The sequence below is a fragment of the Streptomyces sp. NPDC002838 genome (assembly GCF_040295365.1).
Taxonomy (GTDB): Bacteria; Actinomycetota; Actinomycetes; order Streptomycetales; family Streptomycetaceae; genus Streptomyces.
In genome coordinates this window covers 86901-102027 of sequence record NZ_JBEOVF010000032.1, presented here as the reverse complement: position 1 = coordinate 102027, position 15127 = coordinate 86901, and the positions used below count along the sequence as shown (strand labels likewise).

Sequence of the window (15127 nt, the reverse complement as noted above, 5' to 3'; positions counted from 1 at the left end):
TCGGCAGAGAGGCAGACACCACGATGACCCAGACACCAGGACGGCGGATCCGGCAGCTCTTCGAGGAGATCTACAACAAGCACGACTTCGACCGCGCGCCGGAGTTCTTCGCACCCGACTACGTCAACCACCAGCCGGGCGCGGCCCCCGGCGTGGAGGGCCTGCAGACCTGGGCCACCACCATGCTCACCCTGGTGCCCGACCTCAGTTGCAGCATCGAGCAGCTGGTGGAGCAGAACGACCGGGTCCTGGTGTATGTCCGCTGGCGCGGAACCATCGGCGGAACCGAGCGGGAGCTGTCCCAGCAGACCGCCAACCTCTATCGGGTGCGCGACGACCGGATCGCCGAACACTGGAGCGTGTTCGACTACTCCGCCCTCACCCAACTCGGCATGACACCGCCCGACCAGACCACTCAGGCCACCGGCGAGCCCGACTGGAAGGCCGGCTCCCGCGAGCAGGCCAACATGCGGCTGGTGCAGCGGGTGTGGGACGAGCTGATGCACCAGCACCTGCTGGAGAAGGCTGATGACTACTACCGGCAGGACTACGTCCAGCACAACCCGTTCGCGGCGCGGTCGGGAAGCGGTTTGCAGGGCATGAAGGACTTCTTCGCCGGGCTGTTCCAGCTCGCGCCGGACCTGGTCGGCGACATCACCCAGATGATCGCCCGGGACGACCTGGTGGGCATCTTCTGCGTCTGGCACGGACACGAGGCCGCCTCGGGTGACGAGGTGCGCCTGCACACCTCCGATCTGCTGCGCATCGAGGACGGCCTGATCGCCGAGCACTGGGACGTCATGGACTACGCCGCCGTCGCCCGATTCGGCGTCTCCGCCGAAGGCTGAGCCGAAGGACCGAGCGCCGCGCGCTGGAGGGGAAGACCAGGGTTGGTCTTCCCCTCCAGTCGGTGCGGGCTGTGGTGGGCGGTGTCTGCCCGATCTGTACGGCCTGGGCGCCGCACCCGCAGGGACAGGAACCGTCGAGCGCATCGGTCGGCGGGAGCCCTTGCGTCAGGTGGCCTCGGTGAAGGCATGCCGCCCGTTGCCTGTCGCGTGTGTGGCCATTGAAGACTGGGTTGTCCCGGGAGTGGGGCTACGGGCTGCGTACGTCAGCGGGCTCCCCGGGCAAACAAGCGCGTTGCGGCGGACACGACGCGGTATCGCTGACCCCGTGCACACGCACTGGGGCCTGCCAGTCGGCCTGCTTGCCCGGCGTTCCGCACTACTGGTGGGCGACCGCCGGCGACAGAGATCGGGCGGAGTGCTACTCGGCGGGGATCACGGTCACCGGCAGCCGGGCCAGTCGGCGCTGCATGAACAGTGGGAGCCACTCGGGTGCGTCTACGGCGTCCGAGGCCAGCCGCACGGGCCAGCGGGCCAGTGACTCCAGTAGCAAGATGCCCTGCTGCTTGGCGAGCGCGGCACCCAGGCAGTAGTGCAGGCCGTGGCCGAGCGCGAGATGCCGTGCTCCGGGCCGGGTGATGTCGAAGCGGTCCGGGCTCTCGTAGACCGCCGGGTCCCGGTTGGCAGCGCCGATGAAGGTGAGGACGCGCACGCCCGCCGGCAGGGTCCGACCGCTGATCTCCACCTCCTCGGCGGTCCAACGCCCGCCGCCCGCGGTGGCCAACTGCAGGGGGCTCTCGTAGCGCAGGACCTCCTCGGTAGCCGCGGCCGCCAGATCCGGATGCTCGCGCAGCAGGGCCAACTGGGCGGGGTTGCGCAGGAAGGACAGGAACGCGCTCGCGGTGAACGCGACCAGCGTCTCGTGGCCCGAGATGAACACCAGCGCGGCGTTGGCGTGCAGCTCGCTGCGGCTCATCGAGCCTTGCCGATGCGCCTCCACCAGGGACGAGAAGAGGTCCTCGCCCGGGTTCTCGCCACGAACGCGGGCCAGATGGGAGAAGTAGTCGTCGAACGCCTCATAGGCCTCGACCGCGCTGTCGATCGAGGCCGGGGCGGCCGGTATGTCGGCGGCCGGTGACATGGCCTGCCCCCAGTCGCGGAGCTTGGGCAGATCCGCCCGGGGGATGCCCAATAGATCACCGATGGCCTGGAGCGACACCGGGAAGGCCAGTTCGTCCACGACTTCCAGATGGCCGCGGCGCAGCGCGTCCGCCAGAATCCCGTCGGCCAGTTGGCGTGCGTCGGCGAGGACCCTGCCCAACCGCGGCGAGGCGAACGGGCGCCGGGTCAGGCTGCGCAGCCGGGTGTGGTCGGGCGGGTCGGTGAACAGCAGGGTCCGGCTCATGGACCGCAGCGAGTCGGGCACCACGGTGGCCAGCAGCTCGGCCACCGGATCGGGCGGCTGCAGACGCATCCGGGAGTCGGCGAGCACCGCGGTGGCGTCCGCGTGACTGCTGACCACGTACGAGTCCAGATAGTCCCAGTGCACGGGGCCGCCAAGGGCCCTGATCCGCTCGTACTCCGGGTACGGGTCGGCCCGGAAGGCGTCGTTGTACGGGTCGAAGTCCTCCAGCGGGGGCACCTCGCCGGACACGGTGTCCTCCGTGGGCTGATAGGTCATTGGATTCCCTTCGTGCCGGTCAGCTCCGCCAGGGCGTCGGCGGGCAGTCGCCCGAGCATCGCCAGCAGGTTGTCGGGGGCGAAGAACTCCTCGGCGGGCACCGAGCCCGCGATCATCCCGAAGAACCGGTCGGCGTCCTCCTGGTGCGTGGCGACGACCCGGACCAGCTGCCGGGTCATCGGATCCAGATCGAAGCCGGCCGCCTCACAGGTGAACTCGTAGATCAGGTCGGAGGCGGCGTTGCGGGTCCGCTCGTAGCCCGCGAGCGCGGACTCCCACTCCTCGGCGCCGGACCACACCCGGTCGACGGCGTCGGCGAGCAGCTCCGCGTCCCGCCAGGCGTCCGAGATGCCCTGCCCGGTGAGCGGGTCCTTGTGGTAGCCGGCGTCGCCGACGAGGGCCCAGCCGGGGCCGTACGGCTTGCGGTAGAAGTTGCCCAGGTCGGCGGTGCCGCGGAAACGGTCGACGCGCTCCGCGCCCTCGGCCAGCTCGCGCGCGAGCGCGGGCGCCGCCTCGGCGATGGCCTTGTGGTAGTGGCCTTCGATGTCAGTGCGGTAGGTGGAGTAGAACGAGTGTGGACGCGCTGCCTGGATGAGACAGACGTCGTCGTGGGTCGGGATCACCCCGATCTGCTTGTCACCCATGAGGTAGACCTCGTTGAGGTGACGGCGCTCCGGTGACAGACCGCGCCAGTAGGAGTAGTACACGACCGTCAGCGGCGGCCGTTGGTGGTACTTCTCGGGGCCCGTCTCCCGGGCCACCAGGGAGTTGCGGCCGTCGGCGCCCACCACCAGCGCGGCGCGCGCGGTGTGCTCCCGGCCGCGGCAGTGATAGCGCACCCCCTCCACGCGCCCGGTGTCGTCCCGGAGCAGGGAGCGCACGGTGCACCGCTCGCGCACCTCGGCTCCCGCCTCCCGGGCCGCGGCCACGAGAAGCGCGTCGAGCACGGTGCGGCGCGGTGCGAGCGCCATCCCGACGCCGTCGTACGGGGGAGCGAACCCCCGGACCGACAGGTCGTCGCCGAACCACCACACCGCTTGAGTGATCGGTGGGCAGCCGGTGGCGGTCAGCCGGTCGAGGAGCCCCCAGCGCCGCAGCCGGGCGAGTCCGCTCGGCTGGACGTAGTGCGTCGAGACGGTGTCCTTGGGGAACGCCGCACGGTCCAGGACCAGCACGCGGTACCCCTTGCGGGCCAGCAGCATCGCCAGTGGCGATCCCGCGCAGCGGGCACCGACGACTATCACGTCGTACATATGACCTCCGCGTGCGTGCGGGGCGGCCGGCGGACGCCGGTGCCCCGCACAGCAAAGCCGGGCGGCCGAAAGTCTGAAAGGCCTGGGGGAGGTGCCCACTCGGGCAGCGCCTTCGGCCCGTCGTCCCGGCCGCTCCCGGCGGCGCCCGATCCACCGCCCTGACGGCCCTGTCTCCGCCCGCGGCCGCCCGGCAGCCTGAGGGCCGTCCGACACACCGGCTCTACCGACACAGGAGCGTGGCGATGCCCCTGGACACCCGCAGGTTCGAAGAGATCAAGGAAGCGGCCGGGCGCCGCAAGGAAGAGGAGGTCTTCGACTTTGCCCGGCAGCAGACCGGCGGCATCGCCGGGCTGCTCGACGACGTCTTCGGGAACATGCCCGAGGCGTTCCGGGCCGACCGGGCCAAGGGGCAGGAAGCAGCCTTCCAGTACCTGATCAACACACCCGACGGGGTCTTCGAGTACTTCGTCGAGATCTCGGGCGGCAGCTGCCGGACCGGCCGGGGACGCGTGGAGTCCCCCAAGCTGACCACCACCGTGGGGCTGCCGACCTTCCTCAAGCTGCTCACCGGCCGGCTCAACGGAATGCAGGCATTCCTCGGAGGCAAGGTCAAGCTCTCCGGCAACACCCTCTACGCCGCCAAGTTCGAGCACTGGTTCGAGCGCCCCGCCTGAGCAGACAGCGCCGCCACCGCCCTGGAGATGTCCCGTGAAGTTCGGTATCGCACTGCCCACCGTCGGTCCCCCGGGCCGCCGCCGCTACCTCCTCGACGTGGCGACGGCCGCCGACCGGATGGGTTTCGACTCCGTCTGGGTCAGCAGCCATGTCGCCCTGCCGCGGACCCGTCAGAGCACCTGCCTCTACCCGCGCGCCAAGACCGCCAATGCCTACAACTGGGGCGTGGCCTGGCTCGAACCCATCGCCGTGATGGGCGTGGTCGCCGGCGTCACCGAGCGTGTGCGCATCGGCACCCATGTCATGGCGCTCCCGTACCGCAACCCCGTCATCCTCGCTTCCGAACTGGCCTCGCTCGACCAGCTCTCCCTGGGCCGTACCGTACTCGGCGCCGGCATCGGCTGGATGGACGAGGAGTTCAGGACGGTCGGAGTCCCGCGCACCCAGCGAGGTGCCCGCACCGACGAGGCCATCGAGGTGATGCGCACCCTGTGGGCGGCCCGTCATCCCACCTCCTTCCACGGCCGGTTCACCGACTTCGACGACATGTGGCTGGCCTCCCGGCCGCACAGCAGGACCGGGCCGCCCGTGTACGTGGGAGGCAACACCGACGCGGCCCTGCGCCGCGTGGCCAGGCTCGGCGACGGCTGGCTCGCGCACGAGCTGTACCCGGACGAGATCACGGCGGCCCGCGCCACACTCGACCGGCTCACCACCGAAGCGGGCCGCGACCCCGCCGCCGTCGAGATAACCGTGCGTCGAGCCCTGGTGCCGCCCTTCGAGGTCATGGACTTCATGTCCGACCGGGTCAGCATCACGGGCACTCCGGAGCAGGTCGTGGAGGAGATCGACGCCTACCGCCGGGCCGGGGTGCAGCTGATGGTCCTGGACCTGTCCATGCGTCCCGCAGAAATCGTCGAAACCATGGAGTGGCTGGTCAAGGACGTCCTCGTCCGGCTGTGACCGGCTCCCGCCGCTTCGCGTCCATCCCACCGACCCTGGAGAGCAGATGACCACGCCGGACAACACCATCGCCAGCCGTGAGGCGCGCAAGGCAAAGATCAAGGAGATCGTCTGCAGGATCCTGGAGATCGATCCCGCGGAACTCACCGACACCAGCCTGTTCAAGGAGGAGCACGACGCCGACTCGCTGCGGGCGATCGAGATCCTGGCGGCCCTGGAACGCGAGTTCGGCATCACCATCGAACAGGACGAACTCAGTCGCATGGTCAACCTCGACGGCGTGGAGTCGGTGGTGGACCGGGCGCTGCCGGCGCGGTGAGCCCCGTGACGACAAGCAGGCCGCCCAAGGGCGGGCCGGGGTCGCGGCGGGTGGTGGTCACCGGGCTGGGCACAGTGACCAGCATCGGCATCGGCGTCGGGGAGTTCCTGGCCGGGCTGCGCGAGGGGCGCAACGGCGCGCAGCCCATCACCGCCTTCGACACCGAGGGCTTCGCCCACGCCAACGGCTGCGAGGTCGCGGGATTCGACCCCGGTGAATGGATCACCCACACCTCCGTCGAACACCTGGGCCGCGCCGCACAGTTCTCCACGGCGGCGGCGGTCATGGCGGCGCGCGACTCGGGGATGGATCTCGCGGAACTGCGGTCCCGCCGGTCCCTGGTGTGCATAGGCACCACCGACGGCGAATCGGCTGATCTGGACCGGTTGGTGGCCGCCGAGCTCGCCGACGGGCCCGAGCACCTCGACCCGACCGTCGCCCGCCGCACCTCCGCCGGCCGGCTCTCCTCCGCGGTGGTCGCCGAACTGGGCCTGACCGACGTCGAGGCCACCACGCTCGCCACCGCCTGCGCGGCCGGCAACTACGCCATCGGCTACGGGCTCGACGCGCTGCGCGGCGGCGACGTCGACGTCGCCCTGGTCGGCGGCGCGGACGCGATGTGCCGCAAGACCTTCACCGGTTTCTACCGGCTCGGCACCATCGCCCCCGAGGCGTGCCAGCCGTTCGACCGGGGCCGCAAGGGCATTCTGACCGGCGAGGGAGCGGGCGTCCTGCTGCTGGAGACCCTGGAGTCCGCGCTCGCCCGGGGCGCCCGGATCTACTGCGAGGTGCTCGGCTACGGCCTCAACTGCGATGCCCACCATCCGGTCGCCCCTGACCGCGACAGCATCGCCCGCTGCATCGAACTCGCCCACGTCAATGCCCGCGTCAAGCCGGAGGAGATCGACTTCATCTCGGCGCACGGCACCGGCACCAAGGCCAACGACGTCACCGAGGCCGCCGCGATCCGCCAGGTGTTCGGCGAGCGGCCACCGAGCACCATCTCCATCAAGGCGATGATCGGGCACACCATGGGCGCGGCCAGCTCCCTGGCCTCCGCCGCCTGCGCCCTGGCCATCACCGAGGGCTTCATTCCACCCACCATCAACCACGTCGAGACCGACCCCGAGTGCGGGCTCGACTGCGTCCCCAACGTGCCGCGCGAGGCGGAATTGCGCGTCGTGCAGAACAACGCCCTCGCGTTCGGAGGCAACAACGCCGTGCTGATCCTCGGCAAGTACGCCGAGGCGGAGCCGGCGCTCGCGGGGGAGGCCCGATGAGCGCGTTGATCACCGGCATGGGCGCGAACAGCAGCGTCGGCGCAGACCGTGTGGCCACCTTCGACGCACTGTGCGCCGGCCGCACCGGGCTGGCGCCGTTGCGCGGATTCGACCCGGCCGGATTCCGTGCCCGCAACGCCTACGAGATCGACGACCGGCCCGCGCCCGGTACGGACCGCCCGATGCGGCCCACCGAATGGCTCCTGGACGCCGTGGCCGAAGCGCTGGCCGACGCCGGAATGACCGAGGATCTGACGGGCATACCGGTGGTGCTCGGCACCACCCTGCGTGAACTGCGCTCCGTCGAGCTGAACTGGTGCGACGGCACCGCCTTCGACCCGGCCGACCTCCATTTCGGCACCGCACTGCGGCGCCGCTTCCACGCCGATTGCACCTACACCGTCGCCAACGCCTGCGCCGCGTCCCTGTACGCGCTCGGCATGGCCGTCGACCTGCTCGACCTCGGCGAAGCGGACACCGTGGTGGTGGCCGGCGCGGACACCATCACCGAGAGCACCTACGGCATGCTCGACCGCGTCTACCACAAGGCACCCGACGCGGTACGACCCTTCGACCGCGGCCGGCGGGGCATGCTCCAGGGCGACGGCGCCGCCGCGGTGGTGCTGCACCGCACCGCGCCGCCCGGAACCCGGCCGCACGCCCGGGTCAGAGGGGTCGGCGTCAACTGCGACGCCTACCACCCCTCTGCCCCCGACGCGGAGAGCATCGGCCGGGTCATGCGCGCTGCCCACGCCAGGGCCGGCGTGAAGCCCGCCGACATCGACCTCGTCCTGCTGCACGGCACGGGGACCCCGCACAACGACGTCGCCGAGGCGCAGGCGCTCGTCGAGGTCTACGCCGGCGTGGAGGCCACCCCGCGGATGACAGCGATCAAGTCGATGATCGGGCACACCGCCGGCGCCTCGGGGCTGCACAGCCTGATCACCGCGGTGCAGTCACTCGCCTCCGGCAGGGTGCCGCCAACGCTCGGCCTCGCCGATCCGATCGATGAGATGGCCGGCTTCCGACTGGGCCCCGAGCCGGTGGTCGACCCCGAACTCTCCCTGGCCCAGATCGACTCCTTCGGCTTCGGCGGGCTCAACGCCGTGGCCGTCGTGGAGAAGGTGGCGTAGATGCGGGCAGCGGAATCGACGGTGCGCGCCGACGTGCTGATCAGCGGGTTGGGTACCGCGCTCGCGGGAGTGCCCGGACCGGACGCCCTGCTGGATCCGCCGGGCAGCGAACCAGGCATGGATCCGGTGAACGCACTGCGGGGACCCGGCCTGCGGTACAAGGACCGAGCCACCAAACTGGCCCTGTGCGCCGCGCGGGAGGCGCTCGCCGACGCCGGTCTGCTCGACCCCGATGGGGATCTCACCGTGGACGGGGACGACTTCGGCGTGGTGGTCAGCAGCAACTGGGGCAACGTCGACACTGTCTGCGACGCCTCGGCCACCATCCGGCGCAGCACGTACAAGGCGACCAGTCCCATGCTGCTGCCCAACACCGCCAGCAACGTCACCGCCTCCTGGGTCGCCATCGTCCACGGCCTGCGCGGCGCCAACGTCACACTGTGCAACGGCCCCACCTCCGGGCTCGACGCCGTGCACTGGGCTCGCACCCTCATCGCGGCCCGACGGCTGCGGCGGGTCCTGGTCATCGGCGTCGAGCCGGTCAACGAGCCGGTGCGGCACTTGGTCGGCGACGCCGAGCCGTTGCTCGACGGCGCGGTCGCCCTCGTGGCCGAGGCCGCCGATGCCGTCCAGGCCCGCGGCGGCACCCCGCTCGCCCGCATCGGCCGCTACGCACGCGCGGGTGACCTGCCCGGTGCTCTCGCCGTCGCGCGCGACGGCGAGAGCACCCCGCCTGACGCGTGGTGGCTGCCGGAGCGCCCCCTTTCACCCGCAACCCCGGACACGACGCGCCCGGCCGGGGTCCGCACGTACGACCTGAGCGCGCGTCACGGCCGCTGCTCGGGCGCGCTCGGCGTGCTGCAGTGCGTGGCCGCCACCGCCGAACTCGCCCGCACCGGAGGCCACTCCATGCTCGCCACCGCGGGACAGGGGCCCCGCGGTGGCGGTCCCGGTGAGGACGACGCCGCCGCCGCGCTCGTCCTGCACCGCGTGCCCGGGCCACCCGGAGGAGCCGCGTCATGAGCGCACTGCGGGTGACCCTGCTGCACGGCCTCGCGGGCAGCACACGTCTGTGGGACCGCTGCCGTGCCGAGGCACCCGAGGGCGTCCGGATCACCGCGGCCGACGTCGACTGGCCGTTCGACGGCACAGCGCGCCCCGGCCTCCCGGGTGACCCCGCCCGGCTCGTCGGGCACGTGGCGCGCGGCACCCGTGCCCAGGTCGTGGTGGCGCACTCGTTCGCCGCCAACGCCCTGCTCGAACACCTCGCGTCCAAGGACGCGTCCCCGCTGCGCGGAGCCGTGCTCGTAGCCCCCTTCTACCGGCCGCGCCCGCAGGACTTCGACTGGGAGACGATCTCCTACTACTTCAACCAGTTCCACCTGATCCTCGAAGAGGGACTGCACGTGTCCGCGGGCGGCCGACTCGACCCCGCGGTCCGGCACGCCATGGCCCTGCGCGTGCGGGAGAGTGTCGGCCCGTACGGCTGGATGGACTTCTTCGGGGCCTATCTGCGCACCCCCGCGCTACCGCTGCACCGCATACGGCTGCCCGTCCTGATCGTCACCGGCCAGGACGACCGCGCCGCGCCTCCGTCCGACGCGCGGAACCTGGCCCGCGCCCTGCCCACGGCCCGGCTCGACGTGCTCCCGTCATGCGGACACTTCCCGATGGCCGAGCGGGCCCGGTCCTTCACCCGGCTGCTCGGCGACTTCCTCGCCGCGCTGCCCGCCCCGTCCGACCGCTCCGCCGGCGCCCCGCCGGCCGACGCCCCGCTGGAGATGACGTGACCAAGGCACCCGTGTTCACCGCCCGTTCGCTGCCGGATTCCGTGGACGCCCTGGAGCGCCCCACGACCGTGCAGCTGCGGCCACGCTACGAGGGCTCCAACATCTGTACCTGGATCGGCTTCAAGCACGTCAACTACCTCGTCGAGGAGGCCGTCCTCGAGCACATGCGGCGCAGCGGCTGGTCCGCCGGGATGCTGTACGAGGACTTCGGGTTGTGTGTCGACATCGTGAGCATCGAGGCCGCGATCCTTTCCGCCACGCACATCGACGACATCGTCAGCGCGCGGGTCGTCGCCGAGGGACGGCCCGTCGACGGAGAGATCGCCCTGACTGTCGGGCTCGACATCCACGGGCCCACAACGCCGCTCAAGACGGTCTCCGCCAAGGTCCGGGTGGCGCTTCGGCACGACCCGCGGGGCGGTGGGGCCGCCCCGGTGCCCCAGGTGCTGGAGCCGTTCACCGTCAAGGAGATCGACCGTGCCTCACTCGTCCGTGTACCAGTCGCCTCCACCCCGCCGGCCACCGTGGCGGACGGTGACGCGCTGCTGGCCGCACTGACTCAGGACGCCAACGCCTACGGCTGGAAGTGGCGCATTCCCTACTTCTACTGCCACTTCACCGAGCGTCTGCAGATGTCCGGCTACCTACGCCTGATGGAGGAGGCCGTCGACCTCTTCCTGGCCGATCGCGGCATCTCCATCAAACGGCTGCTGGACGAGCAGAACTGGATCCCGGTGGTGCCGAAGAACTCGGTCGTCATGCTCGCCGAGGCCCGCATGGAGGAGGACATCTACACCGTCCTCACCGTCGAGGACGTGTTCAAGCGGCTCATCTACACCGCCCGGATGGACTGCTACGTCCTGCGCGACGGCGTCCCCGTGCACACCGCGACCGGACGCATCACCCACGGCTACGCGCTGATCGAAAACCGGAGGGACTGGAGCCTGGTGGAGTTCGACGACCGTATGATCCAGCGGCTCAACGGGCGGCACGGCTGATGGATCCCGTTCTGGTCACCGGAGTCGGTGCCGTGACGTGCCACGGCACCGGTGTGCCCGCGCTGCGGGACGCCATGGCCCGTGCCGGGGCCAGGCAGCCGGACAAGGTGCCCGACCCGTGGGCGCGCATGGAGCTGCCCCTGATGTACCTGGTGCCGGAGCCCGCCCTCGGTGAGGACGCGGGCAACGGCCCGGGACGCGCCACCTCCTTCGCCGTAACGGCGGCGCACGAGGCCCTCGTCGGCGCGGGCCTGGGCCCGGAGGAGCTGCGCACGGGGCGGGCCGCGGTGGTGCTCGGGACCTGCATGGGCGCCATCGGTGACCGGGAACGGGACCACGAACCGGCCGTACCGGGCCCGTCGGACGATCCGGTCGCGACGCACGAATGGCGGCCCGACTTCGAGGTGTCCTCGCGGCTGGCCACCGAACTCGGCGTCACCGGACCCGCGAGCAGCGCCAGCAACGCCTGTGCCGCCAGTGGCTTCGCGCTCGCCACTGCCACGGACATGATCCGCTGTGGCGAGGCCGACGTTGTCGTCACCGGGGGTGCCGACGCCTACTCCCGCATCGCGCTCGCCAACTTCAACCGTCTCGGCGCCGTCGACGCCCAGGGCTGCCGACCGTTCGCCGCCGAGCGGGCGGGCACCGTCTTCGGCGAAGGCGCGGGAATTGTGGTGCTCGAGTCGACGGCGCACGCACGGGCCCGCGGCGCCCGGCCGCTCGCCGAGGTCGGAGAGTCCGGCTGGAGCTGCGACGCCGGCCACCCCACCGCACCCGAGGAGAGCGGCGAGCAGATCATCCGCGCCCTGAGTGACGCCCTGGACCGTACCGGTGTCGCGCCCGGCGAGGTCGGCTGTGTGATTCCGCACGGCACTGGCACACGGCTGAACGACCGGGTGGAGAGCGCCGCCCTGCGTGAGGTGTTCGCGCCTGAGGCGGCCGTACCGCCGCTGTACAGCCTCAAGGCGCTCGTCGGGCACACCGGCGGGGCCGCCGCGGGTCTCGCCGCCGTCGCCGCCACCCTGATCGTCGGACGCGACAGCGTACCGCCCAACGTGCCCGTCGGGGCGCCGGATCCCTGCTGTGACGTGCCGCTGCCGACCGTCGAGACCCCGCTCACCGGCACGGCCGTGTTGATCAACGCGTACGCCTTCGGCGGCAACAACATCTCCTTGGTGATAAGGGGGGCGGCCACGTGCTGACAGCGCATCACCGCACTCGCGACATCGTGGTCACCGGCGTGGCCGCCGTCGTCCCGGATCGCGGCGGGCCGCCCGGCGCCTGGTTCGACGCCGACGCCGAACTCGGCCCGCGCGGCCACAAGTACCTTCCGCAGGGCGCCCGGTACCTGCTCGCCGCAGGGCGGCGAGCCCTGCGCTCCGCCACGACGCCCGAGGGGATACCCCCGGAGCGCCGCGGACTCGTCGTCGGCACCAACAACGGGCTCGCCCCGCTGTTCCGGGACATGGATCGCACAGTCGTCGACACCGGGGCCGAGCGGCTGCGTCCCGCGCTCGCCCCCTACTTCGCCGTCAACGTGCTCGCCGGACGGCTCGCCGCCGAACAGTCCTTCAAGGGCTTCAGCTGCACTCTCACCACGTCCGGTGTCGCCGGTGTCGAGGCGCTGCAGACGGCCGTCCGGGCACTCCGCCTCGGCCGTGCCGACCTGGTGGTCGTCGTCGCCGTCGAGGACCGGGCCGTTCCGGCGCCGAAGGCGGGGCCGTCCCCCGAGGAGGGCGCCGTGGCGCTGGTTCTGGAGCCGCGGGCCGCGGCGGAGCACCGGGGCGCTCCCGTGCGTGGCACACTGCGCGCTGCCAGCACCTTCGTGCCGCCCGGCGCCGACACTCCCGACGGAGCGCTCGGCCCAGCTGTCGGCGACCTGCTGAGCGCGGTGCAGTCCGATCCGCCCGCGCCGGTCCATCCGGTGCTTGACACCTCGGCCCGAGGCCGGGCCGTCGCGGCACTGCTCGGCACTCCCGCCCGGCAGTCCGCCGCGCGAGCCGGGTGCCTCGCCCCGTTGCTGAGCGCGGCGGAGCCGTTCACCGCCCGCGGCGGGCAGCGGGTCGTCGTCACCGCGACGGCCCCCGGACACCTCGCCGCCGTGCACGTCCTCGCCGCCGAACTTCGACAAACCCCGTCAGGAGGCTTACGTGCGGAACCGACTGCGTGACCGCTGGTGCCTGGTGCTCGGCGCGTCGAGCGGCATCGGCCGGGCAACCGCCCTCGCCCTCGCCGAGCAGGGCGCTCATGTCGCCGGAGTGCACTTCGACCGCGCGGACGGTGTCCAGGCGGCCAAGGAACTGGAGTGCGCCCTGCGCGCCCAGGGCGTGCGGGCACACCTGTTCAACGTCAACGCGGCGTCCGACCGCGGGCGGACCCGCCTGGTGCCCGCCCTCGCCGAACTCACCGGCGGCGAGGCGCTGCGCACCGTCCTGCACTCCCTGGCCTTCGGCAGCCTGGTGCCGTTCCTGCCCACCGACGACACCAAGCAGGCACTCACCCGGGCCCAGCTGGAGATGACGCTCGACGTGATGGCCCACAGCCTCGTCTACTGGACCCAGGACCTGCTGGCCGCGGGGCTCATCGCCGAGGGCACCCGGATCTTCGCGATGACCAGTGCCGGCACCAGCCAGGTCCTGCCGAGCTACGGCGCTGTCTCCGCGGCCAAGGCCGCCCTGGAATCCCATGTCCGCCAGCTCGCCTGCGAACTCGCCCCGCACGGCGTCGCGGTCAACGCCCTGCGCGCGGGCGTGACCATCACCCCCTCGTTGCTGCGCATCCCCGGGCACGAGGAGTTCGTCGGCGAGTCGGCGGCGGGCAATCCACACGGCCGGCTCACCACACCCGAGGACGTCGCGGAGGCGGTCGTCCTGCTGTCGAACGCCCCGTCGTCGTGGCTGACGGGCAACACGATCGGCGTGGACGGCGCGGAACTCGCCGCCGCCGGCGCCACCTGGAGCCGACGGGAGACGACCCGATGACCACCACCGTGCCGGAAACCGCCGCCGGTGCCACCACGCCCGGCGCCACCACCGTGATCTCCGAATGGTCGGTACTCTCCCCGTACGGCATCGGTGCCGAACCGTTCGTCGAGGGCGTCTCGGCCCGCCGCCCTGTCGTGCCGCGGCTCAACCGGGATGTGTGGCAGGCGCCGGGCGACGCCTGCCTGGTGCCGGGCTTCGACATCGTCGGCCTGCTCGGCAGCCGCGGCACCCGCACCATGGACCGGCTTACCGGCCTGACCGTCGCCACCCTCGGCACCCTCCTGGAACCGAACGGCAGCCGCCGCCGTCTCGACGAGCCGGAACACGTGGGCCTCGTCCTCGGCACCGGCTCCGGCAGCGTGCAGAGCACGATGGACTTCACCCGCGACGCGCTGACCGGCGCCAAGCCCTTCTACGTCGATCCGGCTCTGTTCCCCAACACCGTGATGAACCGCGCCGCCGGGCAGAGCGCCATCTGGTACGGCCTGAAGGGCCCCAACGCCACCCTGGCCGGCGGCCCCCTCACCGGACTCCAGGCCCTGCGCTACGCCACCCGGCTCCGCGAGCGCGGCTACAGCCGGACGGTGCTGTGCGGTGCAGTCGAGGAGTTCTCCGAACAGCGCGCCTGGCTCGCTTGGCACACGCGCGGCGAGGAGCGCCGCCGGACGCCGCTCGCCGAGGCGTGCGCCATGTTCCTGCTGGAGGACGCAGACACCGCCCAGGACGCCGGCCGCACCCCGCGCGCCGACATCCTCGCCGTCCGTTTCGGTGCCGGTCCGCAAGGGCTCCGCCCCGCCCTGGAGCGGTGTGTGCGCAGCGCCCTTGAAGCGGCCGGCACGGCACCCCGCGAGGTCGCCTTCGCCGCCCCCTCAGGCCGGGTCGCCCCGCCCCCGGGCACCTGCCCCATGGGCTTCGGACAGCGTCCGTCCGACGCCGACGCCGACGACGTCGAGACGGTGGAGACCGCCGTGCTCGGCGACGTACTCGATGGCGCGGACGTCGAGTACGTCGGGGTGCGCGAACTGCTTGGCGACGCGTCCGCGGCGTCAGCAGGAGTCCAGCTCGCCGCGGTGCTCGCCGCCGCGGCACACCGCCCCCGGCCCGGCGCCGCCGCCGTGGTGACCTCCCTCGACGACGACGGACTCGTCGCCTGCCTTGTCCTACGGCTGCGGTGACCGGCAGCCCTCGTCCTGTACCGCCCCCCGA

General features: G+C 71.9%; 15 protein-coding genes. 13 read left to right on the top strand and 2 right to left on the bottom strand.

Annotated elements, in window-relative coordinates; all coding sequences use genetic code 11:
- Positions 1-23: 23 nt before the first annotated feature.
- On the top strand, positions 24-848 hold the full coding sequence (locus tag ABT063_RS33255; RefSeq protein ID WP_351063548.1) for an ester cyclase: 825 nt from the start codon (positions 24-26) through the stop codon (positions 846-848).
- Between the two features lie 418 nt (positions 849-1266).
- Here ABT063_RS33255 and ABT063_RS33245 read toward each other — a convergent pair whose 3' ends face one another.
- Together ABT063_RS33245 and ABT063_RS33240 are read right to left on the bottom strand one after the other, a co-directional pair.
- On the bottom strand, positions 1267-2526 hold the full coding sequence (locus tag ABT063_RS33245; protein ID WP_351063547.1) for a cytochrome P450: 1260 nt from the start codon (positions 2524-2526) through the stop codon (positions 1267-1269).
- Positions 2523-3779: an NAD(P)/FAD-dependent oxidoreductase gene (locus ABT063_RS33240; protein WP_351063546.1), complete on the bottom strand. Its 1257-nt coding sequence runs from the start codon at positions 3777-3779 to the stop codon at positions 2523-2525. The genes ABT063_RS33245 and ABT063_RS33240 overlap by 4 nt, the downstream gene beginning before the upstream one ends.
- A gap of 242 nt (positions 3780-4021) precedes the next feature.
- On the opposite strand from ABT063_RS33240, the gene ABT063_RS33235 reads away from it, so the two are divergent.
- The 12 genes from ABT063_RS33235 to ABT063_RS33180 are packed head-to-tail and all read left to right on the top strand — an operon-like array spanning position 4022 to position 15096.
- Positions 4022-4453, top strand: a complete 432-nt coding sequence (locus ABT063_RS33235; protein ID WP_351063545.1) for an SCP2 sterol-binding domain-containing protein — start codon at positions 4022-4024, stop codon at positions 4451-4453.
- Between the two features lie 34 nt (positions 4454-4487).
- The gene (locus ABT063_RS33230) at positions 4488-5417 is read left to right on the top strand and encodes an LLM class F420-dependent oxidoreductase (RefSeq protein WP_351063543.1); all 930 of its coding nucleotides are present in this window, start codon (positions 4488-4490) and stop codon (positions 5415-5417) included.
- A gap of 46 nt (positions 5418-5463) precedes the next feature.
- The gene (locus ABT063_RS33225) at positions 5464-5736 is read left to right on the top strand and encodes an acyl carrier protein (RefSeq protein WP_351063542.1); all 273 of its coding nucleotides are present in this window, start codon (positions 5464-5466) and stop codon (positions 5734-5736) included.
- A gap of 5 nt (positions 5737-5741) precedes the next feature.
- Positions 5742-7016, top strand: a complete 1275-nt coding sequence (locus ABT063_RS33220) for a beta-ketoacyl-[acyl-carrier-protein] synthase family protein (RefSeq protein WP_351063540.1) — start codon at positions 5742-5744, stop codon at positions 7014-7016.
- On the top strand, positions 7013-8149 hold the full coding sequence (locus ABT063_RS33215; RefSeq protein ID WP_351063539.1) for a beta-ketoacyl-[acyl-carrier-protein] synthase family protein: 1137 nt from the start codon (positions 7013-7015) through the stop codon (positions 8147-8149). Before ABT063_RS33220 ends, ABT063_RS33215 begins: the two co-directional genes overlap by 4 nt.
- Complete coding sequence (locus ABT063_RS33210) at positions 8150-9172, top strand: beta-ketoacyl synthase N-terminal-like domain-containing protein (RefSeq protein ID WP_351063538.1); 1023 nt, start codon at positions 8150-8152, stop codon at positions 9170-9172.
- Entirely contained in the window at positions 9169-9939 is a 771-nt protein-coding gene (locus tag ABT063_RS33205) for an alpha/beta fold hydrolase (protein ID WP_351063536.1), read from the top strand. Before ABT063_RS33210 ends, ABT063_RS33205 begins: the two co-directional genes overlap by 4 nt.
- Entirely contained in the window at positions 9936-10937 is a 1002-nt protein-coding gene (locus ABT063_RS33200; RefSeq protein WP_351063534.1) for an acyl-CoA thioesterase family protein, read from the top strand. The genes ABT063_RS33205 and ABT063_RS33200 overlap by 4 nt, the downstream gene beginning before the upstream one ends.
- The gene (locus ABT063_RS33195) at positions 10937-12139 is read left to right on the top strand and encodes a beta-ketoacyl synthase N-terminal-like domain-containing protein (protein WP_351063532.1); all 1203 of its coding nucleotides are present in this window, start codon (positions 10937-10939) and stop codon (positions 12137-12139) included. Before ABT063_RS33200 ends, ABT063_RS33195 begins: the two co-directional genes overlap by 1 nt.
- A complete protein-coding gene (locus ABT063_RS33190; protein ID WP_351063530.1) occupies positions 12133-13107 on the top strand; it encodes a beta-ketoacyl synthase N-terminal-like domain-containing protein in 975 nt (324 codons plus the stop codon). Before ABT063_RS33195 ends, ABT063_RS33190 begins: the two co-directional genes overlap by 7 nt.
- Positions 13088-13918, top strand: a complete 831-nt coding sequence (locus ABT063_RS33185; RefSeq protein ID WP_351063529.1) for an SDR family oxidoreductase — start codon at positions 13088-13090, stop codon at positions 13916-13918. Before ABT063_RS33190 ends, ABT063_RS33185 begins: the two co-directional genes overlap by 20 nt.
- Positions 13915-15096 (top strand): beta-ketoacyl synthase N-terminal-like domain-containing protein, encoded by a 1182-nt coding sequence (locus ABT063_RS33180; protein ID WP_351063527.1) that lies wholly within the window; start codon positions 13915-13917, stop codon positions 15094-15096. Before ABT063_RS33185 ends, ABT063_RS33180 begins: the two co-directional genes overlap by 4 nt.
- The last annotated feature ends 31 nt before the right edge of the window (positions 15097-15127 follow it).